The sequence below is a fragment of the Pseudomonas syringae genome (assembly GCF_001698815.1).
In the GTDB taxonomy this organism is placed as follows: domain Bacteria; phylum Pseudomonadota; class Gammaproteobacteria; order Pseudomonadales; family Pseudomonadaceae; genus Aquipseudomonas; species Aquipseudomonas syringae_A.
Genome location: NZ_LGSI01000050.1, coordinates 95,213 through 115,894, shown reverse-complemented (window position 1 = coordinate 115,894; position 20,682 = coordinate 95,213). Strand labels below are relative to the sequence as shown.

Annotated in this window: 22 protein-coding genes; 9 read left to right on the top strand and 13 right to left on the bottom strand. The window is 59.8% G+C overall.

What is annotated here, in order from left to right; all coding sequences use genetic code 11:
• Positions 1-15: 15 nt before the first annotated feature.
• The 11 genes from AFK24_RS16320 to rutR form a co-directional block, all read right to left on the bottom strand.
• Entirely contained in the window at positions 16-1,647 is a 1,632-nt protein-coding gene (locus AFK24_RS16320; protein ID WP_065834183.1) for a dipeptide ABC transporter ATP-binding protein, read from the bottom strand.
• Entirely contained in the window at positions 1,647-2,519 is an 873-nt protein-coding gene (locus AFK24_RS16315; RefSeq protein ID WP_065834182.1) for an ABC transporter permease, read from the bottom strand. The genes AFK24_RS16320 and AFK24_RS16315 overlap by 1 nt, the downstream gene beginning before the upstream one ends.
• The gene (locus AFK24_RS16310; protein WP_065834181.1) at positions 2,516-3,457 is read right to left on the bottom strand and encodes an ABC transporter permease; all 942 of its coding nucleotides are present in this window, start codon (positions 3,455-3,457) and stop codon (positions 2,516-2,518) included. The genes AFK24_RS16315 and AFK24_RS16310 overlap by 4 nt, the downstream gene beginning before the upstream one ends.
• Before the next feature lie 171 nt (positions 3,458-3,628).
• A complete protein-coding gene (locus AFK24_RS16305) occupies positions 3,629-4,762 on the bottom strand; it encodes a C45 family autoproteolytic acyltransferase/hydolase (RefSeq protein ID WP_065834180.1) in 1,134 nt (377 codons plus the stop codon).
• Between the two features lie 230 nt (positions 4,763-4,992).
• Entirely contained in the window at positions 4,993-5,931 is a 939-nt protein-coding gene (locus AFK24_RS16300) for an ABC transporter permease (RefSeq protein WP_065834179.1), read from the bottom strand.
• Complete coding sequence (locus tag AFK24_RS16295) at positions 5,931-7,028, bottom strand: ABC transporter permease (RefSeq protein WP_080482182.1); 1,098 nt, start codon at positions 7,026-7,028, stop codon at positions 5,931-5,933. Before AFK24_RS16295 ends, AFK24_RS16300 begins: the two co-directional genes overlap by 1 nt.
• A gap of 40 nt (positions 7,029-7,068) precedes the next feature.
• Positions 7,069-8,583 (bottom strand): ABC transporter ATP-binding protein, encoded by a 1,515-nt coding sequence (locus AFK24_RS16290; protein ID WP_065834177.1) that lies wholly within the window; start codon positions 8,581-8,583, stop codon positions 7,069-7,071.
• Positions 8,580-9,671: a BMP family ABC transporter substrate-binding protein gene (locus tag AFK24_RS16285; protein WP_065834176.1), complete on the bottom strand. Its 1,092-nt coding sequence runs from the start codon at positions 9,669-9,671 to the stop codon at positions 8,580-8,582. Before AFK24_RS16285 ends, AFK24_RS16290 begins: the two co-directional genes overlap by 4 nt.
• 44 nt (positions 9,672-9,715) lie before the next feature.
• Positions 9,716-10,102 (bottom strand): glyoxalase/bleomycin resistance/dioxygenase family protein, encoded by a 387-nt coding sequence (locus tag AFK24_RS16280; RefSeq protein WP_065834175.1) that lies wholly within the window; start codon positions 10,100-10,102, stop codon positions 9,716-9,718.
• Positions 10,102-11,115 (bottom strand): isopenicillin N synthase family dioxygenase, encoded by a 1,014-nt coding sequence (locus AFK24_RS16275; RefSeq protein ID WP_065834174.1) that lies wholly within the window; start codon positions 11,113-11,115, stop codon positions 10,102-10,104. Before AFK24_RS16275 ends, AFK24_RS16280 begins: the two co-directional genes overlap by 1 nt.
• Before the next feature lie 518 nt (positions 11,116-11,633).
• Entirely contained in the window at positions 11,634-12,386 is a 753-nt protein-coding gene (gene rutR / locus AFK24_RS16270) for an HTH-type transcriptional regulator RutR (RefSeq protein ID WP_430962164.1), read from the bottom strand.
• 413 nt (positions 12,387-12,799) lie between these two features.
• On the opposite strand from rutR, the gene rutA reads away from it, so the two are divergent.
• The 6 genes from rutA to AFK24_RS16240 all read left to right on the top strand — a co-directional run bounded on the left by rutA (position 12,800) and on the right by AFK24_RS16240 (position 16,802).
• Positions 12,800-13,882, top strand: a complete 1,083-nt coding sequence (rutA, locus tag AFK24_RS16265; protein WP_065834173.1) for a pyrimidine utilization protein A — start codon at positions 12,800-12,802, stop codon at positions 13,880-13,882.
• Positions 13,882-14,622, top strand: a complete 741-nt coding sequence (gene rutB / locus AFK24_RS16260) for a pyrimidine utilization protein B (protein ID WP_065834172.1) — start codon at positions 13,882-13,884, stop codon at positions 14,620-14,622. The genes rutA and rutB overlap by 1 nt, the downstream gene beginning before the upstream one ends.
• Positions 14,623-14,633: 11 nt before the next feature.
• Entirely contained in the window at positions 14,634-15,017 is a 384-nt protein-coding gene (rutC, locus tag AFK24_RS16255; RefSeq protein ID WP_065834171.1) for a pyrimidine utilization protein C, read from the top strand.
• A 45-nt stretch (positions 15,018-15,062) separates the two neighbouring features.
• Positions 15,063-15,842 (top strand): pyrimidine utilization protein D, encoded by a 780-nt coding sequence (rutD, locus tag AFK24_RS16250; protein ID WP_065834170.1) that lies wholly within the window; start codon positions 15,063-15,065, stop codon positions 15,840-15,842.
• Positions 15,843-15,856: 14 nt separating this feature from the next.
• Positions 15,857-16,384 (top strand): NADH-dependent FMN reductase RutF, encoded by a 528-nt coding sequence (gene rutF / locus AFK24_RS16245; RefSeq protein WP_065834169.1) that lies wholly within the window; start codon positions 15,857-15,859, stop codon positions 16,382-16,384.
• Between the two features lie 193 nt (positions 16,385-16,577).
• Positions 16,578-16,802, top strand: a complete 225-nt coding sequence (locus AFK24_RS16240; protein ID WP_065834168.1) for a DUF6555 family protein — start codon at positions 16,578-16,580, stop codon at positions 16,800-16,802.
• A 24-nt stretch (positions 16,803-16,826) separates the two neighbouring features.
• Here AFK24_RS16240 and AFK24_RS16235 read toward each other — a convergent pair whose 3' ends face one another.
• Both AFK24_RS16235 and AFK24_RS16230 read right to left on the bottom strand, forming a co-directional pair.
• Positions 16,827-17,060, bottom strand: a complete 234-nt coding sequence (locus tag AFK24_RS16235) for a hypothetical protein (RefSeq protein WP_065834167.1) — start codon at positions 17,058-17,060, stop codon at positions 16,827-16,829.
• Between the two features lie 175 nt (positions 17,061-17,235).
• A complete protein-coding gene (locus AFK24_RS16230) occupies positions 17,236-17,424 on the bottom strand; it encodes a DUF2188 domain-containing protein (RefSeq protein ID WP_065834166.1) in 189 nt (62 codons plus the stop codon).
• Between the two features lie 251 nt (positions 17,425-17,675).
• Between AFK24_RS16230 and AFK24_RS16225 the strand changes: the two genes are divergently transcribed.
• Genes AFK24_RS16225 through AFK24_RS16215 form a run of 3 tightly spaced genes read left to right on the top strand, consistent with a single transcriptional unit; the run spans position 17,676 to position 20,598 of the window.
• A complete protein-coding gene (locus tag AFK24_RS16225; protein ID WP_065834165.1) occupies positions 17,676-18,266 on the top strand; it encodes an amino acid synthesis family protein in 591 nt (196 codons plus the stop codon).
• Positions 18,267-18,289: 23 nt separating this feature from the next.
• Positions 18,290-19,120: an alpha/beta fold hydrolase gene (locus tag AFK24_RS16220; RefSeq protein WP_065834164.1), complete on the top strand. Its 831-nt coding sequence runs from the start codon at positions 18,290-18,292 to the stop codon at positions 19,118-19,120.
• Positions 19,117-20,598, top strand: coding sequence for an aldehyde dehydrogenase (locus AFK24_RS16215; protein ID WP_065834163.1), 1,482 nt, complete (start codon positions 19,117-19,119; stop codon positions 20,596-20,598). The genes AFK24_RS16220 and AFK24_RS16215 overlap by 4 nt, the downstream gene beginning before the upstream one ends.
• Positions 20,599-20,682: the final 84 nt, after the last annotated feature.

Below are 20,682 nucleotides of genomic sequence, written 5' to 3'. Positions count from 1 at the left end.
CTGTAAACACAGAACTCATGGCGCCGCACTGCTGCGCAGCTGATAGCTGCCGTCGGGCAAACGCAGCAGCGGATTGGCGGCCGCCAGCAGACGTCGGGTAAACGGGTGCTGCGGGTGATCGAAGACCTGCGCGATGCTGCCCACTTCCACCAGGCAACCGTGCTGCATGACCGCAACCCGATGCGCGATGCGCTCCACAGCCGCCAGGTCATGGGAAATGAACAGGCAGGCAAAGCCGTACTGCGCCTGCAAGCGCTCGAACAATTCGAGAATCTGTTTCTGGATGGTCATGTCCAGCGCCGAAATCGGCTCGTCGGCGATGACCAGTTTCGGATGCCGAACCAGCGCCCGACCAATCGCCACCCGCTGGCGTTGCCCGCCAGACAGCTGATGCGGAAAGCGTGTGGCAAATTGCTCGTCCAGGCCCACGTCCTTGAGGATGATGCGCACCCGCTCGGCGCACTGCGCGCGGGTCAGGCCGGGCACGTGACGCAAGGGTTCGGCGAGGATGTCAGCGATCCTCGCGCGCGGGTCCAGTGAGGAAACCGGGTCCTGAAAAATCATCTGGCACTGCAGGCGATGCTCGCGGTTGCCGCGTTTGAGAATGTCCACGCCGTCAAAAAATATTTCCCCGGCGCTTGGTGTGATCAGGCCGACCACTGAGCGGCCCAAGGTGGTTTTGCCCGAACCGCTGGCGCCCACCAGCGCCACGGTTTCCCCGGCGGCAATCGTCAGGTTGACGCCATCCACCGCGCGCTTGGCTTCGGTACGGCGCATGAACCGCTTGCGACCGGGGTGATCGATGGTCACGTTGCGAATGTCCACCAACGTCGAAGACGTCGAAGGCGGCGCCAGTTCACCCCGGGTCGGCAACGCCTCCAGCAACTGCCGTGTGTAGTCAGCCTTGGGGCCAAGCAAGATGTCCCGGGTCGGCCCGATCTCCACCGCCTTGCCGTGACGCATCACGACGACCTTGTGGGCATGGCGCACCACCAGCGACAAATCGTGGCTGATGAACAGCACGGCGGTGCCGTATTCCCGGGTCAGTTCCAGCATTAATTCGATGACGTCGGCCTGAGCCAGGGTGTCCAGCGCCGTGGTGGGTTCGTCGGCAATCAGCAAGGCCGGACGCAACAGCATCACCGAGGCAAGCATGATGCGCTGGCGCATGCCGCCGGAAAACTCATGGGGGAACGCGCTCAGGCAGCGTTCCGGGTCGTCGATGCCGATGCGGCGGAGCATTTCCAGCGACCGGGCGCGAATGGTTTTCTCGTCCTGATCGGTGTGCAGGCGCAGCCCTTCAGCCATTTGCTGGCCGATGGTCAGCGTCGGGTTCAGCGAAACCATGGGTTCCTGAAAAACCATACCGATCCGCGCGCCGCGCACCTGGCGCAGTTGCTCGTGATCGAGGGTGCACAGGTCAACGTCATCGAGCAGCAACTGCCCTGCCGAAACCCGCATGGGCGGCGGCAGCAAGCCGATAACCGCTCGCGCGGCCATGGTCTTGCCGCTGCCGGATTCGCCCACCAGGGCGACAATCTCACCCGGCGCCATATCAAAGCTCAACCGATCTACGGCAAGCGCTCCATCGACGCCGACCTGGATGCTCAGATTGCTGACGCGCAGCAATGGCTTCACGCTGACCATTAACGGTTCATCCTTGGGTCGAGGCGATCACGCAATGCATCGCCGAAGAGGTTAATGCCGATCAAGGCGATGGCGATCATCAAGCCCGGGAAGAAGCCCAGCCATGGCGCAGTGGCCAGATGCGGACGGCTGGCGGCGAGCATGTTGCCCCAGGTCGCCGCGGGCGGCGGGACGCCGAGGCCGAGGAAACTCAAGGCGCTTTCCGAAAGGATTGCCCAGCCGAACATACTGGTCGCCAGGACAATCAGCGGCGCCACGCAGTTGGGTGCGATGTGTTTCCACATGGTGTACAGCTCGGAGTTGCCGATGACTCGCGAGGCCTCGATGAACTCCCGCTCGCGCAACGACAGCACAGTGCTGCGTACCACGCGCACCACCGTCGGAATGTAGGCGATGCCCAACGCCAGCACGATGCCGTACTGACTGGCGCCGACAATTGCCAGCAAACCCAGCGCCAGCAACATGCCGGGGAACGCCAGCAACGCGTCGTTGACCATCATCAGCAAGCGGTCAGTCCAGCCGCGCAAGTAACCGGCCAACAGGCCGAACAACGTGCCGACGGTAATCGCCAGGGAAACGGTGAGCAGGCTGATCCACAGACTGGTGCGCGCGCCAATAATGATCCGGCTGAGCACGTCACGGCCGAATTCGTCAGTGCCCAGCACATGCGCCCACGACGGTGGCTGGAAGCGATGCAGCAGGTCCAGTTTCAAGGGGTCGTAAGGGGTCCAGAACACTCCGGTCAGCGCCATTGCCAGCAGCACTGCCACCAGCAGACCACCGATCAGGGCGTTGAAAGACGGCATGCGCATTCTGCGAATGGGCGCCGCAGGCGGCACGGCAAGCGGCAATGACTCGTTCAGTGTTTTCATACTTTCACCCGAGGATCGAACAGCGGATACATCAGGTCGACGACCAGATTGACCAGCACATAAACAAAGGTGATCAGCAACAGGCTGCCCTGCAGCACCGGATAGTCCCGGGCATAGATGGCGTCGACCATCAGCCGGCCAATGCCCGGAATGGTGAACACGGTTTCGATCACCGCGATGCCGCCGAGCAAGTTACCGAGGATCAGGCCGATGAGCGTCCAGGTTGGCGCGAAGGCATTGCGCAGCGTGTGGCGCCAGAGCACCGCTCGTTCCGATAAGCCTTTGGCCCTGGCGTGGGCGATGTAATCCAGACGCAGCACTTCGATAGTGCTGGCCCTGGCCATGCGAATGATCACCCCGCTCTCATGCAGCACCAGCGTGGCGATCGGCAGAATCACGTAGGTCAGCGCCTTGCCGAAGTCTTCGCCAAACGGCACATAACCCACCACTGGTAACCAGCCCAGCGCCAGGCCAAACGCATACAGCAACAGCAGGCCCATCCAGAAACCGGGGATCGACAACAGCAAGGTTGCCGCTGTAACCAGCCCGAGGTCCACCAGGCTGTTCTGCTTCCAGGCGGCGAGCATGCCCAGCGGCACGGCGATCAGCGCGGCGAGAAACACGGCGCTCAGGACGATGGTCAGGCTGACGCTGAAACGGTCCAGAACCAGCGGTAATACCGCTTGCTGACTGGTGATGGAATGACCCAGATCACCGCTCAGCACCGCTTTGATCCAGATCAGGTACTGAATCCACATCGGCTGATCCAGGCCCAGAGACTGACGCAGCGCGCTCAGATTGGCCGGATCCGCCATGTCGCCCAGCATCAGCAATGCCGGATCGCCGGGAATCAGGCGAATCATCGCGAACACCGCGATGGAAATCAGCAGCAACGTCGGAACCGCCATGGCCAGACGCGCAATGATCAAACGAAGCATTTATCTTCCTCGGTACTGTACTGGCCGAAATGCATTTCTGTAGGAGCGAGCTTGCTCGCGAAGAACGATAACGCGTTGGATCTGGCCCACCGAGGCGCCTGATTCGCGGGCAAGTCGGACGCCGCCCGCTGGCTCCAACAGAAAAATGAAAATCGGCCGTTGGGCAATCCCCTACCATACTGCGTAACGTGCGTAATCGGACTCCATCTCCAGTTGGTACTTGCCGAAAAGACGACTGATTGCTGGCAGCGGTGCGATTTCCATGTAGCCGCTGGCCGGGCGCATGACGATCATCGCTACGGTTGCCGACAGATTGTCTTCACCGCTGGAGCTTGGCCGCGGCGGACGGCACACGGCGAACGGCGTGCCGAAGTCATCGAAGAAAGCGGTTTTCATATGTTCCAGGGTCAGGTCACCCTGGCGCTGGCGAAGGATTTTCTCGACCCGGATGTCGCGGTAGAAACTCTCCGGCGCGCCACCGATGCCGGTATTTTTCAACTTGACCTGTGCAACCGGGCTGCGCCAATGGTTGGCATGCACCAGCAAACCGTTGTCTTCAAACAACGGGAAGACTTCATCGGGCGCGCACTCGTAGTTGATGCCGAAACCACCGGCATGGCTGAGCATCATGTTGTTGGAGCCGGACTTGGGCGTCACCGCCACGACCTTCATCGCCAAGGCGAAATGATTGGCTTCCAGCGCCTTGCGCCGAATCAACGGCAAGGGTACGCCCAAGGTCTGGTAGTCGCGGTCCGATTCGAGGTTATTGCCGGTGATTGCGGTACCGATGGAGTTGAGCCCCGCCCGGCCCAGGCCACCGGCTTCGGTAAAGGTCAGCACATCCGGGCCGTCTTCACGGCGGATGTGCAGGACCACGCCGGTTTCGGCGCACTCGGCGCGCCAGTCCCAGTTCTGCCCGTGCAGCAATTCGTTGTGCAAGGTGGCGCCGGGCAGGATGATCGCCCCGGTGCAGCCATCCAGCTCAGGCCTGTCCAGCATGTTGCGACGGCCCAGATGGATAATCTCGGTCCGTGCGTTGATCAGGACGATGGCCTCGAAATCCTGACCGCAACCCTGGGCAATGCCGCGCATTTCTTCCAGGTACTGCGGTTCAAAGGCTTCTATGTTGGGCACGAACTGATTGACCAAGCGCCGAATGCCCGCCCAGTCGTAACCCATGTCCAACAATTGCTGACTGTAGACTTCGATGCTGCGGGCAATGATCAGCGGACAGGCTTTGCCGTATTGCACGCCGCGCTCAAAGGGCGTGCCGCTGATTTCGATGCAAGGGAACAGACGACTCATGTCACCACCTCAGTTGTTTGGCGGTTACCTGAGCAAGACCCGAGCCAAAAATCCAAAAACCCTGACAATATTGGCGCCAATTTAGGTTTTTAAAAAATACGGCCGCGTTTCGCCTGATTTTGGTGCGCAAATACGAGTATTGACTGGGTAGATGTTCCACAAACGTGCAGATAAGTGACAGATCCCATTACCGGCCGATCAGGCAGTAGCACCTGATCGGCCGCTATCCATCAGCGCCGTTCTTCTCGAATGAATGGCTCACCCAAGGCACCCGGTTGGCTGCCCGAGCTGGCCGCCGAGTCGCGCTGGCCCATGGCGACCCAGATCATCACCAGCAGCGTGACCGCGTAGGGCGTCATCAGCACGAAGTATTGCGGCAGGCGCACGCCTGTGGTCGCCAGTTGCGGAATCAACGCTTCGATGCAGCCGAACAACACGGCTCCGGCCAGCGCCCGCCAGGGCGACCAGCGCGCAAAGATCACCAGGGAAACGGCAATCCAGCCGCGCCCGCCGGTCATGTCGGCAATCCACATCTTGGTGCTGAGCACGGAGATGTAACCGCCCGCCAGACCGATCAACGCCGCACCGGCCATGATCGCCGCCAACCGATAGCCCAGCACGGAGATACCGGCGGCGTCCGCAGCCTGGGGATTTTCACCCACGGCACGCAAGCGCAGGCCGTGATTGCTGCGGTTGAGGAACCAGACCACGGCGATGAAAATGATCGGCGTGAGATAAACCAAAGGGTTCTGCACGAACACTTTGCCGATCAGGAGCAATTCGGAAAACGGCCAAAGCGGCACCGCTGCCAGCCCGGTGACCGGGTGGTTGGTCCACTCCAGCAAGGTGCCGAGTAATCCGGTCAGCCCCTGGCAGAAGAACACCAGCGCCAAACCGGCGATCACCTGATTGATGCGCATCACCAGCACCATCAGCGCGAACAGCAACGAAACCACGCTGCCCGCGAGCATTGCCGCCAGTAACGAAATCAATGGCGTACTGAAACTCAGTTGCGCACCGATGGCCGCCAGCGCGCCCACCAGCATCAAACCCTCGGCGCCCAGCGCCAGCACTCCGGCGCGCTCGGTAAGGATCAGGCCCAGCGCCGCAAGGGCGAAAGGTACGGCGAAGTCGGGCGAGTTGCCCAACCAGTTGGCAATCATGTCCATCAGGATTCTCCGCTCTGCTGGCTAGCCTGAATGCGCCGCAGGCGATGGCGAATGAAAAAATCCGACGAGGCGACGCAGATCACCAGGATTGCCTGGATCAGCTGCACCATGGAAAACGGGATCTGATAGAACACCTGCAAACTGCGCCCGGCCACGAACAGCATGGCCACCAGCAAGGCCACGATGGTCGCCGCCAGCGGGTTATTGCGCGCCAGGAATGCGATGAGGATTCCGGAAAAACCGTAGCCTTGATAGAACGCCTGAGTCAGGCGCCCTTCCTGCCCCGCCGTGACGATAAAACCGGCGACGCCGGCCAGCGCGCCGGATAACAGCACCGTGCCGATGATCATCTTGCGCACCGGCACGCCGACCGCACTGGCCACACGCGGGTTGGCATCGACGAAGCGCAGATACAACCCGGCGCGGGAAATGCCCACGAACCACAGGGCAAACAGCGTTACCAGCCCGGCCAGCAGGATCGCAGCGTTGTAACCTTCGAACAGATCCGGCAACCGCTCGAAGCTGCGGAACGCCGGGGAATACGGAAAGTTGTCGCGGGGGTCCTTCCAGCTGCCATACAGCAGATGCAGAAGGAAATTGGCCGCGATGTAATTGAGCATCAGCGTCGAAATAATCTCGTTGACCTTGAGACGCAACTTGAGCAGCACCGGCGCCAGCGTCCACAGCACACCGCAGATCATCGCGGCAGCCAGCATCAGCGGCAGGCGAATGCCTGGCGGGCCCACTTCGAACAATGAAATGGCGGTCGCGCCTATACCGCCCCAGATCATCTGGCCTTCCAGGCCGAGGTTCCAGAACCGCGCGCGAAACGCCATACAGCCGGCCAGGCCCACCAAAATCATCGGCGCGGCTTGAAACAGCACGGACTTGAAGTTCTGTGGATCGAGCACCGTCAACACCACGAACTCGTTGAGCAGTTCTTCGGCTGGCACCCCGGCACCGACCAGAATCGCCGCCGAAATCCACAGGCCAACCACCAGCGCCAGCGCGATGATCAGCGCCTGCCAATACCAGGCCAGTTGCTGGCGAATTTCCAGGGCATACCGCCGTGCCAATAAAGGCTGGCGGCGTGGCATTGAGGATGGAGTGGAATGCAAAATAGCTTCAGGAATAACGTCAGTCATGACTCACCATGGCCTTGCCAATCGCCTGACGATCCGCAGGACGCTCGAATTCCGCGACAATACGGCCGCTGTTCATGACGCCGATACGGTCGGCCAGCGCCAACACTTCATCAAGGTCTTCGCTGATCACCAACACCGCCGCGCCAGCGTCGCGAGCCGCGCGCAGTCGCCCGTGTACTGCCGCCGTGGCCCGCGCATCCAGGCCGCGACTCGGGCTATGCACCAGCACCAATTGCGGGTCACGGCTGAATTCCCGGGCGATCACCAGTTTCTGCGCGTTGCCCCCAGAGAGTAATGCCGCTTTCTGTTGCAGCGAACGCACGCCCTGTACATCGAAGGCGCGAATCGCCTCAGCGGCGTCCTGCTCCAGTTTTTTGCCGCGCAGGCGCAGGAACGAGCCGTAACGGCCGCTGTGGATCTGGCCGATGCCGAAGTTTTCCGCCACCGACAGCGAGCCGGCCAGCGCCGCGCCGTAGCGGTCGGCGGGAATCGACGCGATGCGCAAGTCGCGACGGCGCTCGGGCGAGGCCAGGCGCAAGTCGCCAAACCCTTGCAGGAGCATTTCGCCCTGGGTCGGCTGCGGCAAGCCCATCAAGGCGTTGGCCAGTTCGCTCTGACCGTTGCCGCCGACACCGGCGATGCCGTAGATCTGCCCGGCGTGCAGGGTCATGTTGACTCCGGCCAACGGGCCTTGCCCGGCTACCGAGCTGAGATTCTTCACAATCAGCCGCGCTTCACCGGCAGCCGCCATCGGGTATTCCTGGGTCGGCGCGGATTCACCTACCGTGAGGCGCACCAGCTGCTCGACCGTGACGCTTTGCGGATCAAGGGTTTCCACGGTACGTCCGCCGCGCATCACCGTGACCCGGTCGGCGTAGCGTTTGACGTCGGACATCTTGTGCGTCACCAGAATCACCGCCGCGCCTTGCCGCGCAAACGACTGCACCGTGCTCAACAGCCCTTCGGCTTCCTTATCAGTGAGAACCGCTGTCGGCTCATCGAGAATCAGAATGCGCGCCCCGGCCAGCAGCACCTTGAGGATTTCCACCCGCTGCTGCTCGGCAATCGACAAGCTCTCGATGGTCCGCCGTGGATCAATGGCAAAGCCCAGTTCCCGGGCCTTGGCGCTGATTTGCTGTTCAAGGGTTTGCAGACGTCTGGTATAGCTGCCCTGCCCCGGCTCAGGCGGCAGGCCCAGCAAAATATTCTGGGCAACCGTGAACGGCCGCACCAGCTTGAAATGTTGATGCACCATGCCAATCCGGTGGCGGCTGGCGTCCTTGGGACCGTTGAGCCGCACCGGGTTGTCATCGATGAACAGCGATCCACTCTCCGGCGCGTACAAACCCGCAGCGATATTCATCAGCGACGATTTGCCGGCACCGTTTTCCCCCAGCAGCGCATGCACTTCGCCCCATTTGGCGGTGAAGTGCGCATCGCTGAGGGCCTTGAAGCCATCAAACGTCTTGCTGATACCGGTGAGTTGGATCGCGTTAGCCTGGCTCATTGCTGGGAAGCCACACCTTTGACAAACCAGTCCATTTTCCACAGATCGGCATCGGACATGGCGGTGCCGGCAGCAATACGTTCCTTGCCGTCGCGGTCGTTCATCGGGCCGCTGTAAATAATCTTCTCGCCATTCATCAAGGCTTCCCGGGCCAGCTCGATTTTCTTCTTGTTCTCTGCCGAGATGTGTTCGCCCGCAGTGAGCGTAATGTCCGTGCCGCCCTGTTCCATGGACAACAGCGCGCCATTGGGATTGGGCACCCAATTGCCGGCCATGACTTTCTTCAGCTCAGGCGCCAGGAAGCGATCCCAGACCCAGGCCGAGGAACACACGGTGGCTTTCGGCGCGAATTCGCTTAGGTCGCGATGGTGACCGGTGCCGAGTACCCCGCGTTCCTGGGCGACAATCTGCGGAGTCGGACTGTCGACGTGCTGACCGATGACGTCGGCACCGTTATCAATCAGCGCCATGGCGGCGGCGCGTTCCTTGACCGGGTCGTTCCAGGCGCCGGTATAGATCACGTTGACCGTGGCATTGGGATTGATCTGTTGCGCGCCCAACTCGAACGCATTGACGGTCCAGTTCACCTGGCCAAAGGGATTTGCAGCGACGAAGCCGAGCTTGCCGGTCTTCGATGCAGCGCCCGCTGCCATGCCGCACAGGTATTGGCTTTCGTAGGTACGGCCGTAGAACGATTCCAGGTTCGGCGCATTGGTGGTACCGGAGCCGTTGAGGAAGGCAACTTTCGGGTATTTCTTCGCCAGTTCCAGGAAGGTGTCGGAATAGCCGAACGCGGTGCCGATGATCACGTTGGCACCCCGGGAAATCAGGCGGTCCACCACCGGGGTAATCGCTGCGGCGTTCTCCGGCACGCTTTCGACGTACTGGATTTTGGTGCCCAGCTCTTTCTCCAGCTTGACCCGCGACTCATCGAACGCCTGCGTCCAGCCACCGTCATTGCGCGGGCTGATATACACCATGGCGATTTTCGCCGGTTTTTCCAGGGTCAGGCCGTCCGCCATGGCGCCATTCGCCAAGCCGAGCAGTACCGCCGCACCCAAGGTGTGCTTGAGAAATCTGTTGAGCATTTTGATCTTCCTGATGATTGGCAAACGAAAGGCAATAAGCGACTTCACAGCATGAAATTGATACGAAACACGTTCTGTTCGGGGTCGAGCAGCACCGCCTGATACCAGTTGTAATAAGTCAGGTACGGCGCCTTGACCAATGTCGCGCCGCTGGCCAGCGCCAGCGGCACCAGACGGTCGACTTCGGCTTGTTCGGACACGTCGATATTGAGCAGAAACTTCACGCCGCTGCTCCCGGCATACTCGCCGAGACCGAGCAGCTCGTAAGCTTCTGGCGCGTTGAAACCGATGCAAGATTTGCCGGTGTCCAGGCCACGAAAAATCGGTGAGCGGATCGCGTCGATTTCGCTGAAGCCGAACAGCGCAGAATAGAATCCGCTCAGGGCAACGATGTCCCGGGCAAATACGTTGACGTAGGAAAGGTTGTTCATCAGGCCACCTTGCTGCCGCCGAAGGTGGTCTGCTTGACGAATTTCGACAGCAGATGGTCGCCGGAAGTGACCGGCGCGTGGCGTGCTTGCTGACCTTCGGCGAGGCAGCCGGGCAGGCATTCGATCAAGGCGTCGTAATTGGGCTGATGGAAAAAAACGAGGGACTGGCGGCGATTGTCAGACTCGCTGTCAGCGGGCGGATTGACCACGCGGTGCAAGGTGGAGATCCAGCGGTCGTTGGTCCACAGCATCATCAAGTCGCCGATATTGACCACGAAACCGTCCTCGACATACGGCACATCGACCCACTCACCCAGCTGATTGCGCACCTGCAATCCACCCAGCGCGCTGTCCGGACGGACGATGGTCATGCTGCCGTAGTCGGTGTGCGCGCTGGCACGCATCTGCCCGGCTTCCACCTCGGCCTTGATGTCCGGGTAACTCAGGGTGCGGAACATGCTGATGTGGCGGTCGATGCGGTCGTCGAAGAAGTGCTCGTCCAGCTCCAGCGCCAGGGCGAACAGTCGCATCATCGAGCACGCCAGCTCGCTCATGGCGGCAAAGTACTCGCGATAGGCGTCCTGAAAACCCGGCAACAGGCTTTCCGGCGGCCAGACATTGGGCGCGAAGTGCGAGCCAGCAACAGCGTTGTGATAGCAGTCCTCGTCCGGCACGTCGCTGGGGCCGATGGAAAACGACTCTTTCAAATCCCCCGGCGCGCTTTCTTCCAGCGAATAAGACAGGCTTTCCTCGGCCACTGCGCTGTAACCGCGCACCATCTCCGGGCTGGGCCGATCCACCTTGCGCTTTTCGGCCAGGGGTAAATCGAAGAACTGTCGAGTCAGAGCGGACACACGCTGCACCAATTCGGCGGGGATCTGATGATGAGTGATCACCAGGAAACCGATGTCCCGACAGGCCTGATTGACGGCCCTGGCGACGGCAGCCTTGCCTTCTGCGCTGCCGGAAAAATACGGTGCAAGATCGATAATGGGGACGGATTGCAAGGTCATGCGACTAACGCCTCTCGCGACACAACATTGAAGATGCACCGGTTGCCCGGCCTGAATGTGCGAGGGAGAAAAGCAGTAACTGTGCCAGTCTTTAAATAGGGCTGTTATTCAATGAGTTAGTTATTAATGATGAATATTTCAGATCAAATGGTCCGAAGCAGAGCACTTGGTTTGTGCGCGATGGCACGAAAAGCGGGCACGGGGGTTGATTTGGGTCATTGATAAATCCGGTCCCACAGGATCGCGTCGGCAGAACTGACGCCTTCGCGGGCAAGCCTCGCTCCAACGGATCCTGCTTCAATTCGGCCGCCAGAGGTGTCGACTGGACTGACGCCTTCGCGAATAAATTCGCTCCTACAATTTCAAAATCGGCGCGATCTGGTGGGACCGGATTTATCCGGGAAGGCGTCGGTTCAGTCAGCGAAATAGTCGGAGCCTGTCCCGGCCTCTTCCCGGATAAATCCGGTCCCACAGGGATCGCGTCGGCTGAACTGACACCTTCCTACTCAGCGCGAGGCTCAGCCTTGACGGGGTTTAATCCCATTAAGGATCAACCCTTGCAGATTCTCCAGGGTCTGGGTGAAGAACGCCGGGTCTTGCAGAGAATTGCCGGTCACTGCACTGATCTGCCGGGCGAAGTCTGCGTAGTGCTGAGTGGTCGCCCACAGGGAAAAAATCAGATGGTGCGGCTCGATAGGCGCCAGCTTGCCGGCATCGATCCAGCCCTGAATCACCGCCACCTTGGCTTCGACGATATCGCGCAACGGCTGCTCAAGTTCAGCGAGCATCAGCGGTGCACCCTGAATGATTTCCAGGCAGAACAAGCGGGATTCGGCCGGGTGATCACGGGACAATTCCAGCTTGACCTGAATGTAGTCGCTGATCGCCTGGATCGGGTCCTGCTCGGCGCTGAACCCGCGCAGCGGTTTAAGCCAGACGTCCAGCAACTGACGCAGCACGCTGGTGTACAGCTCTTCCTTGCTGCTGAAGTAATAAAGCAGGTTGGTCTTGGACACGTCGGCCATGCTCGCGACCTGATCCAGACTGGTGCCGTGCAAGCCGAAACGAGAAAAAATCTCCAGCGCTGCTTCGAGAATCGCCGTGCGCTTGCCTTCTACCAAACGCGTGCGACGGTTCAGCGTGGAAGCACTGGCGGCCCGCGTCCCCTTGTCCTTTGCGACAGATTTGGCTTTGATCGCAGCGACCTTGGGCTTGACCACACGCGTGCGTTTGAGAGGTTTGGGCGGCGTGGCTGGAGTTTCGTTATTCACGTTTACGACCGATTCGATAGTGCGTACGGGGGCACTTTACCCCGCAAGACACCTCTTGGGTATTTGCAGCATCTAATATGGAGTGAACTTGTGTGGGAGCGACCGGGGTGGCGATCCACCTTGCTCGCGAATCGTTATTTCAGGCGATACAAAATATCGGCTGGACTATCGATTCGCGGGCAAGCCTCGTTCCAACAGATCGTGTTCGGCGTTTCTGCCCCATCCCCGTGCGTCGCGCACAAACCAAGTGCTCTAACCTGGACCAAATGGTCTGAAATCTTCGCAATTATTTACCAAGCTATTGTTTTAAATAGACTAAAAAAATCTGGCCTGCTTCATGCAGAAGCCAATGTGTACCGTGTACCCGACTCTCCGGGCAGCGCAATCATCGTTCGCATGCAAGAGGCCTTCTCATGGATATTGGAATCTTCATTCCCATCGGCAACAACGGCTGGCTCATTTCAAGCAATGCGCCGCAGTACATGCCGACCTTTGAATTGAACAAGGAAATCGTGCAGAAGGCCGAGCATTACGGCTTCGAATTTGCGCTGTCGATGATCAAGCTGCGCGGCTTCGGCGGCAAGACAGAGTTCTGGGAACACAACATGGAGTCGTTCACCTTGATGGCCGGGCTTGCCGCCGTCACCAGTCGAATCCATTTGTTCGCAACGGTTGCCACGCTGACGATTCCGCCCGCCATCGTTGCGCGCATGGCCTCGACCATCGATTCGATTTCCGGCGGCCGCTTCGGCGTCAATCTGGTGACCGGCTGGCAGAAGCCGGAATACGAACAAATGGGCATGTGGCCGGGGGATGAATTCTTCTCGACCCGTTACGAATACCTGGCCGAATACGCCCAAGTGCTGCGCGACTTGTGGGGCACCGGGCACAGCGACCTGAAAGGCAAGTATTTCACCATGAACGACTGCCGGGTCAGCCCCAAACCTCAAGCCGAGATGAAGCTCATCTGCGCCGGGCAAAGTGAAGCCGGCATGGCATTTTCCTCGCAATACGCCGACTACAACTTCTGCTTCGGCAAGGGCGTGAACACGCCGATGGCCTATGCGCCGACCGCCGCGAAGCTGATCGAAGCCAACGAAAAAACCGGCCGCAACGTCACGTCTTGCCCGCTGTTCATGATCATCGCCGATGACACCGATGACGCCGCCCGAGTTCGCTGGGAGCACATCAAGGCTGGCGCCGATGAAGAAGCCATCGCCTGGCTCAGCGAAAAAGGCGCTGCAGACAAGAGCCCTGGCTCGAACATGCGGCAGATGGCCGACCCGACTTCGGCAGTAAACATCAACATGGGCACGCTGGTCGGTTCGTGGGCCAGCGTCGCGCGCATGCTCGATGAAGTCGCCACGGTGCCGGGCACCCAGGGCGTGATGCTGACCTTCGATGATTTCGTCAAAGGCGTTGAAGATTTCGGGCAAAAAATTCAGCCGCTGATGACCAGCCGTCAACATATCAACCCACTGCAGGAATCCGCCTGATGAATGCACCCGCGCACACTTCCGGTTATCTGCTGCCGGAATCCACATCGCCGACCCGGCAACTGCCCGCACGTCCTGAAGCGCTGAGCATGAAGGCCAGCGAGACCGCTTTGATCGTGGTCGACATGCAGAACGCCTATTCAACACTGGGCGGTTATCTGGACCTCGCCGGTTTCGATGTCAGCAGCACCGGACCGGTCATTGCCAATATCCAGAAAGCCCTGGTGGCCGCTCGGGCCGCCGGGATGCCGGTGATCTTTTTCCAGAACGGCTGGGACCCGGATTACGTCGAAGCTGGCGGTCCTGGTTCGCCCAACTGGCATAAATCCAACGCACTGAAAACCATGCGCAAGCGTCCTGAACTGCAAGGCAAGTTGCTCGCCAAAGGTGGCTGGGATTATCAGCTGGTGGATGAATTGCAGCCGCAGCCTGGCGACATCGTGGTGCCGAAAACCCGCTACAGCGGTTTTTTCAATACCAACTTCGACAGCCTGTTGCGCAGCCGCGGCATCCGCAATCTGGTGTTCACCGGCATCGCCACCAACGTCTGCGTCGAATCGACTCTGCGTGATGGTTTCTTCCTCGAATACTTTGGCGTGGTGCTGGCCGATGCAACCCACCAGGCCGGACCTGACTTTGCCCAGCAGGCTGCGTTGTTCAACATCGAAACCTTCTTTGGCTGGGTGTCCAGCGTCGAGGATTTCTGCACCACCTTTAGCACTCAAACCGCTGCGATCTGAGGAGTTTCATCATGGCCAAGAAATCAATCATTCCCGCCGGCACCAGCAAGCCCATCGCGCCCTTCGTGCCCGGTTCCATGGCGGATGGCGTGCTGTATGTTTCCGGCACCCTGCCCTTCGACAAGGACAACAATGTGGTTCATGTCGGCGATGCAACGGCGCAGACCCGCCACGTTCTGGAGACCATAAAAAGCGTGATCGAAACAGCGGGCGGCACGATGGATGACGTGACCTTCAACATGATCATGATTCGCGACTGGGCGGATTACGCCAAGGTCAACGAGGTGTATGCCGAATACTTCGCCGGGGAAAAACCGGCGCGCTATTGCATCCAGTGCGGCCTGGTGAAACCCGACGCCTTGATCGAAATTGCCAGCATCGCGCACATCGGCTGAACCTATAACGAAGCGGACGCACGAGCGTCCGCGCTGGAGTCTTGCATGCACTACGAAATACTCGGCTGTCAGGCAGCAGATGCACCGACGCTGGTGTTGAGTTCCGGTCTGGGTGGTTCAGCACGCTTCTGGGCGCCGCAGTTGCCGGTGCTCACTGAGCAATACCGCGTCGTGGTCTACGACCAGGCCGGAACCGGGCGCAGTCCGGCCAGCCTTGCCGAAGATTATTCGATTGCGAGCATGGCCGGTGAGTTGCTGGAAATGCTCGATGAACTGGATATCCGGCAATGTCACTTCATCGGCCATGCGCTGGGTGGATTGGTTGGACTGCAAGTGGCGCTGCAACGCCCGCAACTGCTGCAAAGCATGGTGTTGATCAACGCCTGGAGCAGCCCGAATCCCCACAGTGAACGCTGCTTCGCGATCCGCAAAAATCTGCTGCGCGATACCGGCCCGGCCGCTTACGTTCAGGCCCAGGCGCTGTTTTTGTACCCCGCCGACTGGATCGCCGCGCACAGCGCACAGCTGGCCGAAGATGAAGCGCACGCCTTGGCGCACTTCCCGGAAACCGACAACCTGCTGCGGCGCATCGCCGCCTTGCAAGCCTTCAACATTGAACAGCAGCTCGACCAGATCAAAACGCCTGCCCTGCTGATCGCCAATCGCGACGACATGCTCGTGCCGTGGCAGCGTTCGCAACATCTGGCCGACAACCTCTGTAACGCGCGCCTGGCATTGCTCAACTACGGCGGTCATGCCTCCAGCGTCAGTGACGTGGAGCCTTTCAATCGCGTACTTCTTGACTATCTGGCCAGCCAGGCCTGAGCGGAGACACTGACATGCAAATAGCCAAACTCGCCGTTGCCGCGCCAGCGCCGATTGCACAGCAGGATTTTCGCGACGCCATGGCCGGCCTGGCTGCCGCCGTCAACGTCATTACCACCGATGGGCCTCACGGCCGTTTCGGTTTCACCGCCACAGCGGTGTGCAGCGTTACCGATTCGCCGCCGACCCTGCTGGTGTGCCTGAATCGCTCGGCTTCGGTGCATCCGGCGCTGACCGCCCATGCAACCTTGTGCATCAATACCCTGACCAGCGATCAGCGCGAGCTGTCCAATCTTTTCGGCGGCAAGACGCCGATGGCCGAACGCTTCGCCGCCGCACGATGGTCTGAATGGGTGACCGGTGCGCCGGTCCTGGACGGTGCTGCCGCTTCGTTTGATTGCCGGGTCAGCCAGACGATGAGTGTCGGCACACATGACATTCTGTTCTGCGAAGTATTGGCCCTGCGTCGACAGAACGACGCAGCAGCGCTGGTGTATTTTGATCGCAGTTATCATGGCCTGCCCGCCGCCGCACCTATATAGCCCTTCAAATGAATGGTTAGATTAAGCAAGCAAAATCCAGACGAATGAATGCTCAACCGGCGAAGATTGATATCGGATTGCTATCGCTTATTCCGGTAACTTAGCGCGATATGCCGATCATCGGAAGTCGCGAATTTTCTCAACTACCAGGACTCCATCTATCGACGACATCAACAACAGAGGGGATGCAGACATGCATCATTCCAGACATTACCGGATCGACTATTTATTGCACGGCAAGTACAAGAGCTTCTATGTCTGCGCTCAGGCAATGGACAATGCGTCAGCCTGGAACTGGGCAGCCGTGGATGCGGGATTTGGCCAGATACCCAAATACCGTATGGACAAAGTACCCGTTATCAGTAAACCCAAAGCCGAGCAATTCGGCTTGAGTGATGTGCAGTGGACAGAGTCATGAGTTTCATTTAAACGCCCTTTTCGTTCATTGCACGAGCGCTCTCAAACGGGCCTCAAGCGCTGTTTCGAAGAACACATGCAAGTTGTCTATTTCACTGTGACTCATCGTTCCCGAAGCCTCCAGGCCGAGCACGAACCCATCGGCACGTGCGCCAGACTTTACTGCCTGGATCATGGAGTTTGCTTGTTCTATTTGTCTGAGCAGGCGCATTACCTGGCGTTTGACGGGTTCGGTGAGGATCAGTGTTTCGATGTTCATCTCTTCTGCGTCTCGTTAATCATCTGAACAATGGCACGCAGTCGGACAGCGCCGACCGGTGCCATTGATTACGAAACAGCACTTCGTAGAAAGTTTGCCTGATCGTTGTTTAGGCGGACGAACGGCGAGCCAAAAAAGCCCCGGTGTTTACCGAGGCTACATGCGCTGATCGGAATTACGGGCGCTCCGCTCGCTGAACCCTGGCCTGATAGGCCGGCAATGAGGCTGCATAGGCCAAGGCCTCTTGTCGGGTGCCGAAAGAACCCAGTCGATCATCCTTGGTACAGACTTTCCACGGACCGTTATTAACGCTGATGACTTGATAACCATTGATTTGCATCTTCGAGAGCATGGGCGTGCTCATACAGTTACCTCCATTTCAGTTAAGAGAAAGGGATTGCCTGCCTACCTTACACCCCGGCGAAGGCGATTCGAAGGCGATTCGGGTGCCTTACGTCGCGTTACCCTCCCCCCGCAATCCCGGCAGCAAACTGCCCCCACAGAATCGCGTCCAGCGGATTTGACCTCTGACGTATGCAGAAAGATTTGCACGCTAGATATTATGGTATACCATCAGACGCAATACACACCAATAACCCTGTCTGGGAGCCACTCATGAGTTTCGAAATTCGCAAAATCGTCAGCTACGCCGAGGAAACCTTCATCGAAGGCGGTAAAGCCACCGACAAACCGGTGACCATGATTGGCCTTGCCGTGGTGATCAAAAACCCGTGGCTCGGCCGTGGTTTCGTCGAAGATCTGAAGCCGGAAATCCGCGCCAATTGCTCGGCGCTGGGTGAATTGATGGTCCAGCGCCTGACTGACGCCATCGGCGGTGCCGACAAAATCGAAGCCTATGGCAAAGCGGCGGTGGTCGGTGCCGATGGCGAGATCGAGCATGCCTCGGCAGTGATCCACACCCTGCGCTTCGGCAATCATTACCGCGAAGCCGTGAAAGCCAAGAGCTACCTGAGCTTCACCAACAAACGCGGCGGCCCCGGCACTTCGATTCAGATCCCGATGATGCACAAGGATGACGAAGGCCTGCGCTCGCACTACATCACCCTGGAAATGAAGATCGAAGATGCGCCACGCGCCGATGAAATCGTCGTGGTCCTCGGTGCCGCCAATGGCGGGCGCCTGCACCCACGCATCGGTAACCGCTATATCGATCTTGAAGACCTGGCCGCCGAGAAAGCCCAGTAAGACTCATAGCGCAGGAGCGATCCATGATTCGGCTCACCGCTGAACGCACCCCCGCCGGCACCAGTTACCTGGCGACCGGCCAAGGCCATCCCGTGGTGTTGATCCACGGCGTTGGTTTGAACAAAGAGATGTGGGGCGGCCAGGTCGTAGGTCTGGCTCCGCACTATCAGGTCATCGCGTACGACATGCTCGGTCATGGCGCCAGTCCGCGCCCGGCGGCCGACACGCAATTGCGTGGTTATGCCGAACAGCTGGAAGAATTGCTCGACCATCTGGGCCTGGCGCAGGCCACGGTCATCGGTTTTTCCATGGGCGGGCTGGTCGCGCGGGCTTTCGCCCTGCACTTCCCGCAGCGCATTTCCGGCATGGTGATTCTCAACAGCGTGTTCAATCGCTCTGCCGAGCAACGTGCCGGAGTCATTGCCCGCACCAGCCAGGCCGCCGAGCACGGGCCGGACGCCAACGCCGCCGAAGCTTTATCGCGCTGGTTCAGCCGTGAATATCAGGCGGCCAACCCGGCGCAGATCGCCGCCATTCGCCAGGTACTGGCTGATAACGATCCGCAAGGCTATCTGACGACGTACACCTTGTTCGCTACCCAGGATATGTACCGCGCCGAAGACCTGGGCCGTATTCAAGTGCCGACGCTGATCGCCACTGGCGAACTGGACCCCGGCTCCACGCCGGAAATGGCAAGGCAACTGGCCACGCATATTCCGGGTGCGCAAGTTGCGGTGCTCGCCGAACAGCGGCATATGATGCCGGTGGAGTCGCCGCGTCTGGTCAACCAGGTGTTGCTGGAGTTTCTGACCAGGGCTGACGTAAACAATCAGGCAAAGGGGATCGTTGCATGACGCTCGCGCGCTTTCAGATGTGTATTGATGGGCAATGGGTCGACGCCCTCTCCGGCAAGACATTCCAGAGCCTCAACCCGGCCCTCGCCCAACCCTGGGCCGAGTTGCCCGACGCCGACGAAGCCGATGTCGACCGTGCCGTGCAGGCCGCTCAGCGGGCGTTCGAAAACCCAGCCTGGCGCAAGCTGACCGCTACGGCGCGGGGTAAGTTGCTGCGTCGGCTCGGTGACCTGATCGCCGAAAACAAGGAACAGCTGGCTCAACTCGAAAGCCGCGATAACGGCAAGCTGATTCGTGAAACTCGAGGTCAGGTCAGCTATCTGCCCGAGTTCTTCCACTACACCGCAGGCCTGGCGGACAAGCTCGAAGGCGGCACCCTGCCGCTGGACAAGCCCGACCTGTTCGCCTACACAGTGCACGAACCCATGGGCGTGGTGGCCGGGATCATTCCCTGGAACAGCCCGCTCTATCTGACCGCCATCAAGCTCGCCCCCGCACTGGCTGCAGGCAATACCATCGTCCTCAAACCTTCGGAACATGCTTCGGCAACCGTGCTGGAACTGGCGCGCCTGGCCCTTGAGGCGGGCATCCCGCCCGGCGTGGTCAACGTCGTGACCGGTTATGGCCCAAGTACCGGCGCGGCCCTGACCCGTCACCCGCTGGTGCGCAAGATTGCTTTCACCGGTGGCGCGGCGACCGCCCGCCACGTGGTGCGCAGCAGTGCCGAGAACTTCGCCAAGTTGTCCCTGGAGCTGGGTGGTAAATCACCCAACATCATTTTTGCCGACGCCGATCTGGACAGCGCCATCAACGGCGCGATTGCCGGGATCTACGCCGCGTCCGGGCAAAGTTGTGTGTCCGGTTCGCGGTTGTTGGTGCAAGACGAAATCTATGACGAGTTCGTTGAACGCCTGGTGGAGCGCGCCAAACGTATCCGCATTGGCAATCCTCAGGAAGACGCCAGCGAAATGGGGCCAATGGCTACCGCGCAACAACTGGCGGTGGTCGAAGGTCTGGTTGCCGATGCGCTCGCCGAAGGTGCGCGCCTGCGGACTGGCGGCAAGCGACCGCCGATGGACACAGAAGGCTGGTACTACGAGCCGACGCTGTTCGAATGCGACCGCAACTCGATGAAGATCATGCAGGAAGAAGTGTTCGGCCCAGTGGCGTCGGTGATTCGCTTCAAGGACGAAGCTGAGGCGCTGGCCATCGCCAACGACTCGCAGTTCGGCCTGGCGGCAGGCATCTGGACCCGGGACCTGGGCCGCGCCCATCGTCTGGCCCGGGATGTTCGCTCCGGAATCATCTGGGTGAACACCTATCGCGCCGTGTCAGCCATGGCGCCTATCGGCGGCTTCAAGAACAGCGGCTACGGTCGCGAAAGCGGCATCGATTCGGTGCTGGCCTATACCGAGCTGAAAACGGTGTGGATCAACCTGTCGGCCGAGCCAATGCCGGATCCGTTTGTGATGCGTTGAGGCAACCAGATCAGAGTCCGTTGGAGCGAGGCTTGCCCGCGAAACCATTGGATCAGTCATCAAATCCAGTGAATATGCCACCCG

Coding starts and splice junctions, on each gene's coding strand:
- AFK24_RS16305 (WP_065834180.1), bottom strand. CDS start 4,762: ATGAGTCGTCTGTTCCCTTGCATCGAAATCAGCGGCACGCCCTTTGAG.
- AFK24_RS16225 (WP_065834165.1), top strand. CDS start 17,676: ATGAGTTTCGAAATTCGCAAAATCGTCAGCTACGCCGAGGAAACCTTC.
- AFK24_RS16280 (WP_065834175.1), bottom strand. CDS start 10,102: ATGAACAACCTTTCCTACGTCAACGTATTTGCCCGGGACATCGTTGCC.
- AFK24_RS16285 (WP_065834176.1), bottom strand. CDS start 9,671: ATGCTCAACAGATTTCTCAAGCACACCTTGGGTGCGGCGGTACTGCTC.
- AFK24_RS16220 (WP_065834164.1), top strand. CDS start 18,290: ATGATTCGGCTCACCGCTGAACGCACCCCCGCCGGCACCAGTTACCTG.
- rutA (WP_065834173.1), top strand. CDS start 12,800: ATGGATATTGGAATCTTCATTCCCATCGGCAACAACGGCTGGCTCATT.
- AFK24_RS16315 (WP_065834182.1), bottom strand. CDS start 2,519: ATGAAAACACTGAACGAGTCATTGCCGCTTGCCGTGCCGCCTGCGGCG.
- AFK24_RS16215 (WP_065834163.1), top strand. CDS start 19,117: ATGACGCTCGCGCGCTTTCAGATGTGTATTGATGGGCAATGGGTCGAC.
- rutD (WP_065834170.1), top strand. CDS start 15,063: ATGCACTACGAAATACTCGGCTGTCAGGCAGCAGATGCACCGACGCTG.
- AFK24_RS16230 (WP_065834166.1), bottom strand. CDS start 17,424: ATGAGCACGCCCATGCTCTCGAAGATGCAAATCAATGGTTATCAAGTC.
- rutB (WP_065834172.1), top strand. CDS start 13,882: ATGAATGCACCCGCGCACACTTCCGGTTATCTGCTGCCGGAATCCACA.
- AFK24_RS16275 (WP_065834174.1), bottom strand. CDS start 11,115: ATGACCTTGCAATCCGTCCCCATTATCGATCTTGCACCGTATTTTTCC.
- AFK24_RS16290 (WP_065834177.1), bottom strand. CDS start 8,583: ATGAGCCAGGCTAACGCGATCCAACTCACCGGTATCAGCAAGACGTTT.
- AFK24_RS16240 (WP_065834168.1), top strand. CDS start 16,578: ATGCATCATTCCAGACATTACCGGATCGACTATTTATTGCACGGCAAG.
- AFK24_RS16300 (WP_065834179.1), bottom strand. CDS start 5,931: ATGGACATGATTGCCAACTGGTTGGGCAACTCGCCCGACTTCGCCGTA.
- AFK24_RS16235 (WP_065834167.1), bottom strand. CDS start 17,060: ATGAACATCGAAACACTGATCCTCACCGAACCCGTCAAACGCCAGGTA.
- AFK24_RS16320 (WP_065834183.1), bottom strand. CDS start 1,647: ATGGTCAGCGTGAAGCCATTGCTGCGCGTCAGCAATCTGAGCATCCAG.
- rutF (WP_065834169.1), top strand. CDS start 15,857: ATGCAAATAGCCAAACTCGCCGTTGCCGCGCCAGCGCCGATTGCACAG.
- rutC (WP_065834171.1), top strand. CDS start 14,634: ATGGCCAAGAAATCAATCATTCCCGCCGGCACCAGCAAGCCCATCGCG.
- AFK24_RS16295 (WP_080482182.1), bottom strand. CDS start 7,028: ATGCCACGCCGCCAGCCTTTATTGGCACGGCGGTATGCCCTGGAAATT.
- AFK24_RS16310 (WP_065834181.1), bottom strand. CDS start 3,457: ATGCTTCGTTTGATCATTGCGCGTCTGGCCATGGCGGTTCCGACGTTG.